The organism is Cryobacterium sp. Hz7 (assembly GCF_004402815.1).
Taxonomy (GTDB): domain Bacteria; phylum Actinomycetota; class Actinomycetes; order Actinomycetales; family Microbacteriaceae; genus Cryobacterium; species Cryobacterium sandaracinum.
This window is the reverse complement of record NZ_SOFB01000012.1, coordinates 1-9658: the sequence shown is the minus strand read 5'-3', so window position 1 is coordinate 9658 and position 9658 is coordinate 1. Positions and strand designations below refer to the sequence as shown.

Here is a 9658-nt window from a genome sequence, read left to right as displayed (position 1 = left end):
AGATCCCGAAGCTGCGCGCCGGGTCGTTCTTCCCCGCGCTCCTGGAGCGCCGCCGCCGGGTCGACCAGGCGTTGTTCGCGGTCGTGATGGAGGCCTACGTCCACGGTGTCTCGACCCGGAAAGTCGACGACCTGGTCAAGGCCATCGGAGCTGACACCGGGATCTCGAAGTCGGAGGTGTCCCGGATCTGCGCGGGCCTGGACGCCGAGGTGGCCGAGTTTCGCGACCGCACCCTCGCCGCCCAAGACTTCCCCTACGTGTTCCTCGACGCGACCTACTGCAAAGCCCGCGTCGGGCACCGGATCGTGTCCCAGGCCATCGTCGTCGCGGTCGGCGTGGCTGCCGACGGGCGCCGGGAAGTGCTCGGTTTCGACGTTGGCGACAGCGAGAACGAGGGCTTCTGGACGTCGTTCCTGCGGTCGTTGAAGACTCGCGGTCTCGACGGGGTCAAGCTGGTCATGTCTGACGCTCACACCGGCCTGAAGAAGGCCATCGGGACCGTGTTCCAGGGCGCCGGCTGGCAGCGCTGCCGGGTTCACTTCATGCGCAACGTCCTCGCCGTGATCCCGAAAGGATCGCAGGACATGGTCGCCTCGATCATCCGCACCATCTTCGCCCAACCCGACCGCGAGCACATCGAGAAACAGTTCCGCGAGGTGACCACGATGCTCTCCCGCTCGCACCCGAAGGTCGCCGCGATGCTCGTCGACGCGCAACCCGACCTCCTCGCCTTCGCCGGCTTCCCGAGGCGGCACTGGCGCCAGATCTGGTCCACGAACCCGCTCGAACAGGTCAACAAAGAGATCAAACGCCGCACCGACGTCGTCGGCGTGTTCCCCAACGCGGCAGCCCTGTTGCGCCTGGCCGGGTCGGTCCTGATCGAGCAGCACGACGAGTGGGAAGCCGGCGAACGCCGCTACTTCTCCGAAGCATCCATGCTCGAGCTGGCCACCATGAACAACCCCATCGAGGTCATCGACGAGGCGGTGATACTCCCCGAACTCGCCGCCGCCTAAACCAGAACTACTGACCCGCACGGTGTCGAGAAACTCCGCCACTCAGCGGGACGTGACCTCGCTGGGCTCGCAGGCATCGCGATGTTTACCCTTGAGCTAATGGGACCGGTTCTCGGTTTCGATGACACCGACAACTCCGCAGTGAGCCTCGATTATCTGCGCCAGTATCCGCAGTTTCACGCTTTGGCGGCGGTCGCAGTGTTTATCATGGCACTCGCGTAAATCGTGGCGAGTTTCGCTATCTCAGATGTGCTTACGCCACGCACGAGTATGATCACGCGCCGAAGCCTGAGCGCGCTCGGACTTTTCGCGGCTGCGTTCTCGTTCATGCATGGGATCCTGCGCGAGTCGGTCGGAACGTTGCTCTACATCGACTCGGTCAATAGGGGATGGAGCCAGTCCGCATAGCTCACCATTCAGATGTTGGGAACCCATGGTTTCCTTGCGGCGGGCCTCATTACGCTCGCTGTCTGGTCCGTGGGTATCTGTGTGGCCGGGGCTCACTCCCGCTCCCGTCCGATCTGGTTATGTGCCTTGGGATTAGTCGCAGGCCTCCGTCTCGTGATGCTCACGGCTGGGCCATTGATGACGGCAGCAGCGATCGACCTGCCCGGGATCTGGCTCGCCTCCATGGCACTGATCCCTCTGGGAATGCTTTGGTGGCTGGCCCTCGGCGTGATGCTGCTTGTCAAGTCCCGCCGCAATCACGAGTAGACGCGTAATGAAACCTGTATGACAACACCACGAGAATCACCCCGGCATACGATATCGTGCCGCAAACTCATCAGGGGAAGGGCGCTCACCTCGTTCCATCGTCACCTCAGCGCTCGAGGCAGTGGACGTGTTCGTCCGTTCGGAGGGGCCCGCCCCAAGCGCCTATGCTGAATTTCGGGACGACGTCGCGAGGTTCACCAGCAACCTGCTCGATGGACGCCCAACCGGCGGCATCAAGTAGGTCCCGCCGGGAAGGTATGCCACCGGCGGCTGCCGCACTGCAACCCGCCCGCATGAGGTTCCGTTAGAGCAAATGACGCGCGGGAGCCTGACGCTTCTTTGCCCTCCGGACCTGGTGGAGGATCGGCTCGGTGTATCCGTTGGGTGAGGATGCACCGTCGATGATGAGTTGGCGGGCGGCCAGAAACGCGAGCCCAGGCCCGGTTCTGCCGATCAGCGCTTCATAGGTCGGGTCATCGGAATTCTGTGCATCGACGACCGCCGCCAGTCGCCCGAGGCTGGCGTCGACATCCGTCTTGCTGATGACGCCGTGGGTGAGCCAGTTCGCGAGGAGTTGACTGGAAATGCGCAGCGTCGCACGGTCCTCCATGAGCCCCACGCCGTGGATGTCCGGAACCTTGGAACACCCGACCCCTTGATCGACCCATCGAACGACGTAGCCGAGGATCGACTGAACGTTGTTGTTCAGCTCGGTCAGGCGCTCCTCATCGCTGAGGTCTCGCTCGGAGAGAGGGAGGACGAGAATCGGGTCCAGGGCCTGGCGTGTCCGCCCGGCCAGTTCGTGTTGACGGGCGGCCACGTCGACCTCGTGATAGTGGATCGCATGCAGCGTCGCCGCTGTGGGAGACGGGACCCAGGCTGTGGTTGCACCGGAACGGGGGTGCGCAATCTTCTGCTCGAGCATGTCGTGCATGAGATCGGGCATGGCCCACATGCCCTTGCCGATCTGGGCACGGCCGGGAAAGCCCGCCGCGAGACCGGCGTCGACATTCGCGTTCTCGTAGGCAGCCATGAAGGGCATGGAACGTATCAAGCCCTTGGTGGCCACTGGCCCGGCGTGCATGGAGGTGTGGATCTCGTCGCCCGTGCGATCGAGGAATCCCGTGTTGATGAAGACGATTCGCTCGGCGGCAACGGCGATACAGGCCCGCAAGTTGAGCGTCGTTCGCCGTTCTTCGTCCATGATCCCGATCTTCACGGTGAGTGGGGGCAGGCCGAGGAGCTGCTCCACCCGGGCGAACAGGTCGACGGTGAACGCGACCTCGTGGGGGCCGTGCATTTTCGGCTTGACGATGTACACCGAGCCGGTGCGTGAGTTGCCGCCGCGGGCCTCGCCGACGAGGTCGGGGAACGAACCGAGAACGGTCAGCACCGCGTCGAGGATTCCTTCGAACACTTCGGCGCCGGACGCATCCCGCACGGTGTCGGTCTGCATCAGGTGCCCGACGTTGCGCACCAGCAGCAGGCTTCGGCCGTGCAGCGTCAACTCGCCGCCGGTAGGAACGGTGTAGACGCGGTCGCCGTTCATGGTGCGCGTGAAGACGCCGGCGCCCTTCCTGACGGTCTCATTCAGTCTGCCGCGCATGAGTTCGCGCCAGTTGCGGTAGCCGAGTACCTTGTCGTCGGCGTCGACTGCGGCAACCGAGTCTTCGAGGTCCATGATCGTGGTGACAGCGGACTCGAGCACGATGTCCTGGATGCCCGCGCTGTCCGTGGCCCCGATAGGTGCGCTGCGATCAATGGTCACGTCGAGGTGCAGTCCGTGATGTCGGAAGAGCACGGACGACGGTTCCAAAGCCTCTCCCCTGTAGCCGACCAGCGCCGAGGGCGACGCCAGGACAGCGGATGATCCGTCTTTCAAAGCCACGATCAGCGCACCGTTCTCGACTCGGTAAGCGACGGCATCAGCGTGCGAGCCCCGTTCGAGTGGGATGGCCTGGTCAAGCAGAGCCCGTCCGCGCGCGATCACCCGTCCGCCGCGGACGGCGTTGTAGGAATCCGCCCGGGACGCACCGCCGTCATCGGATATCGCGTCAGTGCCGTACAGCGCGTCGTAAAGCGAACCCCAGCGGGCGTTCGCCGCGTTGACAGCGAACCGCGCGTTGAGCAGCGGAACGACAAGCTGGGGTCCCGCCTGCGACGCGATCTCCACATCGACGTTCGAGGTGGTGATGGTGAAGTCCCCGGGTTCGGGCGCGAGGTACCCGATCCTGGTGAGGAAAGCACGGTACTCACCGGGGTCAGGCTGGCCGGGGTTAGCCCGGTGGAAGGCATCGATCTGGGCCTGCAGGTCATCCCTGATGCCGAGCAACTCAGTGTTCCGGGGAGTGAGGTCGCTGATCAGCGTGCTCAGCCCAAGCCAAAAGGCGTCCGCGGTGATGCCGGTTCCCTGCAGCGCCTCGTTCTCGACGAACGCGGCGAATGAGGAGGCGACATCGAGATCTGCTCGTTCGACGCGGGCGGAGAGGCCAGCAGTAGGCGCTGGGACGGATGCTGTGGTGGGTGTGTTCATCGTTGAACTCCTTGGGCTAGTGCGGGTACGCCCGCTCGGCCGACTGTGTCTGGCCAGTCTCGCACCCCGGCGCCGCCGCTCCTTGACACACTCACGTCGGGCAGGTCTCGTGCAATAGGGTTCAATTATCCGGCAGACGCTTTACCCTCAGTTCGCCGCCTGGTCACAAACGCTGAATTGGGAACCTGATGCCTGAAGTTCGCGCACGCCCCAGTCGATCCGAGCGATTGGATGCGCTGCCGTTCACCCGGGAGCACCGCCGTGTGCTTGTGGGTTCCGGCCTGGGCTGGGCTCTTGATGCGATGGACGTTGGACTCATTTCTTTCGTTCTGGCACAATTGGCGGTGCAATGGCAAGTCTCCGACGTGGAGCTGTCCTGGATCGCATCCGCCGGGTTCGTCGGTATGGCCATTGGTGCAGTTCTCGGTGGTTTGCTGGCCGACCGTATCGGCCGACGCCAGGTTTTCGCTCTCACCCTTCTCGTTTACGGTCTCGCGACGGGAGCGTCGGCACTGTCCGAGACTGTGGCCGTACTCATTGCATGGCGATTTATCGTGGGGCTCGGTCTTGGCGGTGAGCTCCCGGTCGCTTCGACGCTCGTGAGCGAGTTCGCGCCTCCACGAATTCGCGGCCGCATCATCGTCATCCTCGAATCCTTCTGGGCCATTGGCTGGACCGTTTCCGCGGTCATCGGGTACCTGGTCGTACCGTCATCGGCCGACGGCTGGCGCTGGGCACTGGCTGTCGGAGCGGTTCCGGCCGTGTACGCGGTGGTCGTGCGCCTTCGGCTGCCGGAATCGGTTCGCTTCCTCGAGTCGCGTGGCCGCCTCTCTGAGGCGGAGTCGACCGTCCGACGTTTCGAAAAGTCCGCCGGAATCACCGCCGGACCCTATGATTCTGCGCGCCCCGCAAAGACAGGTGAGGGGCCGAACAAAACCGGTTCCCGGACACGCGTCACCGCGCTGTGGTCGCGCGGCCTGCGTCGCCGAACCGGTGCGCTGTGGCTGGTCTGGTTCTGCGTGAACTTCTCCTACTATGGCGCCTTCATCTGGCTTCCGACCATCCTGGTCGCGTCGGGATACTCGCTCGTTCGCTCCTTCGCGTACACGCTGATCATCACCGTGGCCCAACTGCCGGGTTATGCCGCTTCGGCGTACCTCATCGAGCGTTGGGGACGGCGCAGGACACTGGCCGTATTCCTTGCCGGCTCGGCACTTGCGGCGGCGTTATTCGCGGTAGCCGGCGATGCCGCCCAGGTGATCGGTGCCGGCATGCTGCTTTCCTTTTTTAACCTGGGTGCGTGGGGAGCGCTCTACGCAGTGACCCCGGAGCTGTACCCGACCCGCATCCGTGCCACCGGGGCCGGCTGGGCAGCCGGCGTTGGACGGATCGCCGCGATCCTGGCTCCGCTGGCCGTGCCGATGCTGCGCGAGATGGGCGGGACCGCAATTCTTTTCACGGTCTTCGCAATGTTCTTCGTGGTCGCTGCACTCGGCGCTCTTGGACTCCCCGAGAAACGGGGCGAGGCTCTGGAGGACTGAAACGGCAGGAACGGTTGCGCGAGACACTGGGGTATGCCCGATCTGACTTTGCACGACGGCGGCGGTCGGTTTCCGTCTCCTCCTCGGCATTAAAGTGGTAGAGGTTGCCGAAGAACGCGTCGAACCCGTGCACGGTGGGCAGGAACTCGTTCGGTGAAGGCGATGCCCTCGTTGGCAACCCGAAATATGGATGAGATTCGGTGGCCCCGAAGCATTGGAATTGCACCACGATTGGCCCCGGCCGCGGCCGCGGCCGCAGGACCATCAGGTTCTGGTGAAAGTAACAGCGGCTGCCGTCAACAACACAGACATTTGGACGCGCCAGGGAGCATATGGGTTGCCGGAAAATCCCACGGCGCAGGCCGGCTGACTGGGTGCGTTTGATTTTCCGCGCATTCAGGGTGGGGATATCACCGGCATTATCGTCGAGGTGGGTCATGGTGTGACCGAAGAACTGTTGAGTCGCCGGGTGCTCGTGGACCCGGCTATCTACGGATGCGAAAGCGAAAATGCGTCTCCGGTGGGGTACCTGGGTAGCGAGGCCGATGGCGGGTTCGCGCAGTACGTCTCCGTGGATGCCATCCATGCTCATGACGTACAGGATTCCCCGCTATCGGATGTGCAGCTGGCGTGCCTGCCTGTGGCATTCGCCATCGCGATCGGAATGCTCGAACGTGCCAACGTGCGAGGCGGCGAAACCGTGCTCGTGACGGGAGCATCCGGCGGGGTTGGACCTGGTTGCTGACATCGCCGGTGGACCGGGGGTCTCCACCATGATGCCGATGATTCGGGACAACGGGCGCTGGGTGATCGCGGGTGCTGTGGCGGCGCCGGTGATCGACTTCGACCTCCGCCGCCTCTATCTTCACAATGTGCAGCTGATCGGATCCTCGATGCACACCCGGGTTCATTTTCGTCGGCTCGTCGAGCTTGCACGCGGCGGGCAGGTCAGTCCTCAGGTCAGCAGCACGTTTGCCCTGACCGAGATCGCCGAAGCCCAAACGGAGTTCTCCGAGCGACGACACATCGGCAAGATCGTCATCCTCCCCCACTGAGACCAACTGTTGGTACCCGAGGGAAAACTCTGATTGATGCACCAATAGTGCACTATCGTGCACTTATGGAGGAAAGTGCTGTGGAACTTGCGACCGCCATCGGTGTACGCGTCAAACACGAACGCCAACAACGTCGGTGGACTCTTGACCAGCTGGCGGAAGGCACCGGGGTGAGTCGCCGAATGCTGGTCAACATCGAGCAGGGTGCCGCGAACCCGAGCGTAGGGACACTGCTCCGGATCAGTGGCGCCCTCGGCGTGGGCCTCCCCGATCTGGTCGAACCGCCCCGATCGAAGCCGATGAAAATCACCCGAAGGGACGAGGGCACGGTGCTGTGGACCGGCGCGCACGGCGGGCGCGGAGTGCTCGTCGCGGGGACTATACCGCCGAACGTCGTCGAACTGTGGGACTGGACCCTCGAAGCAGGCGATCGACATGTGAGTGAACCGCATACGGCCGGCACGAGAAAGCTTGTGCAGGTACACCTGGGAACGATCTCGATTTCGTCGGGAGAAGAGACGATCACGCTCAACGATCGCGACGCGCTCTCCTTCCCCGGCGACGTAGCCCATTCCTACGTCAACGCCGGCCCGCACGCAGCACGATTCTCACTGACAGTGTTTGACCCGGGCGTTGGCTCGGCTACCCGAACGGAACGCGTTGATGCCTGAGCAGACGGCCTTGAACACGTTCCTCGACGCCGCCCGAGTCGACGATGACGTCTTCGCGTTACGGCCCGACTACCGGGCGGTGTTGGTCGCTGTCGATGGACTCGAGCCCGGCCCGAGTGATGAGGCAAGCGAGGCGCTGCTCCTCGCGGCGGAAGAGGCCGCCCGCTCCACTCTCCAGCAACAGGTTGTCGAGGAGGTTCCGCACATTGCCGCGTGGCGCCAGGCGTACCGGGCGTTCGGTGCGAAGCCGCAGCGCACCCGCAACAGTCTGGAGGCGCTTATGCGCCGCGCGGCATCCGGGCTGCCCCGTGTGAATCGACTCACGGACCTGTACAACGCAATCTCGATTCTGTACGTGGTACCGCTCGGCGGGGAGGACCTGGCGCACTACGTCGGAGCACCACGCCTGATCCGCGCAACCGGGTCGGAACCTTTCGAGATCATGTCCGAGGGCGCATCCGTGACTGAGTATCCCGACGCCGGGGAGGTCGTGTGGACCGACGCGGGCGGTGTGACGTGTCGACGCTGGAACTGGCGTCAAGCACGTCGCACCCAGCTCACCGACACCACCACCAGCGCCCTGTTCATCCTCGACGCACTCGAACCGCTCGACGACGACGCACTATTGGCAGCAGCTCGGGAGCTCGAGCGGGAGCTCACTCGTCTCGGCTCGAACGTCCAGGTCGCGCAGCGCCGGCTCGGAGCAAACGCACTGTCCGGAAATGCCTGACATGAGCCAACGCAGCATCCCGATTCCCGCCTCGGCGCTTGGTGTCACGACCATGCTGTCTGTTCGGCTCGGCTCGGCACTCTCCGTCGACCTGATCACGACAGTCGGTGCTGCCGGAACGGCGGACTTGCTCTGAGGTACTGGCCTCACCCAACCCTGACGCGTAAGCGTTCGGCGATCAGGCACCGGAGGGATGGGTCCGGGTGAGCGATTTTCTCGTCATGAGTCCTAATGCGGACCACGCGTCAACCTCACCGGTTTTTGGGTGCCCGGGCAAGTCCGTGAGTAGTCTCAACGCATGATTGTGCTGGGTGAGCTCGTCATCGGCTTGCTCGCCCTGATCGGCGTCACGGTGGTCGCGGTCGGCACCATTTCTGCCGACGATCGTCGGCGCATCCGCTCTGATGTTGATCTTCGCCGGGGATGGGCTACTCACGCGGCTCGACGGTGGAATCCTGCTACTCGTCGGCGTCGTCTACACCGTGCTCCTAGTGCCTGCCGCTCGCCGTGAGGCCGCCGTCGTTCGCACCGAGTCCGCCCGCGAGTCCGGCATCACGAAACGAGAGATATCTCCACTGCACAGCTGGGGCGCGACGTGCTCTGCTCGTCGTTCGGACCTGACAAGACGACGGGATGATCCGGTCTGTCACGCCCGACCAACAAGCGTGTGGACAGGCCAGCGGCCGACTCGTGGGACGATGCCGTTGTGCGGATATTGATGAGGCTCAGGCGGACGTTCGACGTGTCTACCGCGGCGGCTTCGTCGGTCAATTGGTTTCAGGCACACTGTGGCTGATCGCGGCGGCCGTGGCGACTTGATTGTCGCCAGGCGCATCGATCGCAACGCTGTTCCTGGGTGGGATGCTGATTTTTCCCCTGACGACGCTCACGCTTCGAACCGCCGGCGGGCCAGCGGCATTGCCCAAGGGCCATCCGATGGCGGCGCTCGCGACGCAGTTCGCATTCACCGTCCCTTCGGGCATGCTCGTGGCCGTTGCCCTGGGACTGACCGAACCGAACCTGTTCTTCCCGGCAAGCATGATCATCGTCGGTGCGCATTATCTGCCGTTCGTTTTCCTTTACGGGATGCGTCTCTTCGCCGTGCTCGCCGGATACTGATCCTGGTCGGAACAGTGCTTCTCCTGTAACTACCGGTGGGCGCTCCGCTCGGCGGATGGTTCGCGGGTGCACTCCTGGTCGGTTTCGCGTATCTGCCGCGCGCGTCCTCAGAACGGCGTGGGCTCCCCTGACTGGGCATCCCGACCGGGTGGGGCGGGCGACGGTGTGGTCGACGCCGAGCGGATGACCGTGGCCGGCTCACTCACGAACGTGCGCCCGGTCGGCGACGTCCACTCAAGCGTGCCGTCACCGAGGTGCAACACCCGCCACCCGGTCTCG

Annotated in this window: 10 protein-coding genes; 9 read left to right on the top strand and 1 reads right to left on the bottom strand. The window is 64.1% G+C overall.

Annotated features, from left to right (window positions below):
* Both E3N86_RS02780 and E3N86_RS17575 read left to right on the top strand, forming a co-directional pair.
* The coding region (locus E3N86_RS02780) for an IS256 family transposase (protein ID WP_134511288.1) at positions 1-1016 on the top strand (1016 nt) is incomplete at its 5' end.
* Between the two features lie 585 nt (positions 1017-1601).
* Positions 1602-1730 (top strand): hypothetical protein, encoded by a 129-nt coding sequence (locus tag E3N86_RS17575; protein ID WP_255453031.1) that lies wholly within the window; start codon positions 1602-1604, stop codon positions 1728-1730.
* A gap of 304 nt (positions 1731-2034) precedes the next feature.
* Here E3N86_RS17575 and E3N86_RS02775 read toward each other — a convergent pair whose 3' ends face one another.
* Complete coding sequence (locus tag E3N86_RS02775) at positions 2035-4263, bottom strand: malate synthase G (RefSeq protein ID WP_134416128.1); 2229 nt, start codon at positions 4261-4263, stop codon at positions 2035-2037.
* 188 nt (positions 4264-4451) lie between these two features.
* Between E3N86_RS02775 and E3N86_RS02770 the strand changes: the two genes are divergently transcribed.
* The 7 genes from E3N86_RS02770 to E3N86_RS02745 all read left to right on the top strand — a co-directional run bounded on the left by E3N86_RS02770 (position 4452) and on the right by E3N86_RS02745 (position 9379).
* The gene (locus E3N86_RS02770) at positions 4452-5804 is read left to right on the top strand and encodes an MFS transporter (protein ID WP_134511287.1); all 1353 of its coding nucleotides are present in this window, start codon (positions 4452-4454) and stop codon (positions 5802-5804) included.
* 370 nt (positions 5805-6174) lie between these two features.
* Complete coding sequence (locus E3N86_RS17100; RefSeq protein ID WP_198412867.1) at positions 6175-6549, top strand: alcohol dehydrogenase catalytic domain-containing protein; 375 nt, start codon at positions 6175-6177, stop codon at positions 6547-6549.
* Entirely contained in the window at positions 6533-6859 is a 327-nt protein-coding gene (locus tag E3N86_RS17095) for a zinc-binding dehydrogenase (protein WP_198412866.1), read from the top strand. Before E3N86_RS17100 ends, E3N86_RS17095 begins: the two co-directional genes overlap by 17 nt.
* Positions 6860-6939: 80 nt before the next feature.
* Positions 6940-7530, top strand: coding sequence for a helix-turn-helix domain-containing protein (locus tag E3N86_RS02755; protein ID WP_370295289.1), 591 nt, complete (start codon positions 6940-6942; stop codon positions 7528-7530).
* The gene (locus tag E3N86_RS02750; protein WP_134511284.1) at positions 7523-8260 is read left to right on the top strand and encodes a B3/4 domain-containing protein; all 738 of its coding nucleotides are present in this window, start codon (positions 7523-7525) and stop codon (positions 8258-8260) included. The genes E3N86_RS02755 and E3N86_RS02750 overlap by 8 nt, the downstream gene beginning before the upstream one ends.
* Complete coding sequence (locus tag E3N86_RS16680; RefSeq protein ID WP_166784987.1) at positions 8253-8396, top strand: hypothetical protein; 144 nt, start codon at positions 8253-8255, stop codon at positions 8394-8396. Before E3N86_RS02750 ends, E3N86_RS16680 begins: the two co-directional genes overlap by 8 nt.
* 683 nt (positions 8397-9079) lie before the next feature.
* Entirely contained in the window at positions 9080-9379 is a 300-nt protein-coding gene (locus tag E3N86_RS02745; protein ID WP_134343476.1) for a hypothetical protein, read from the top strand.
* Positions 9380-9658 lie beyond the last annotated feature (279 nt).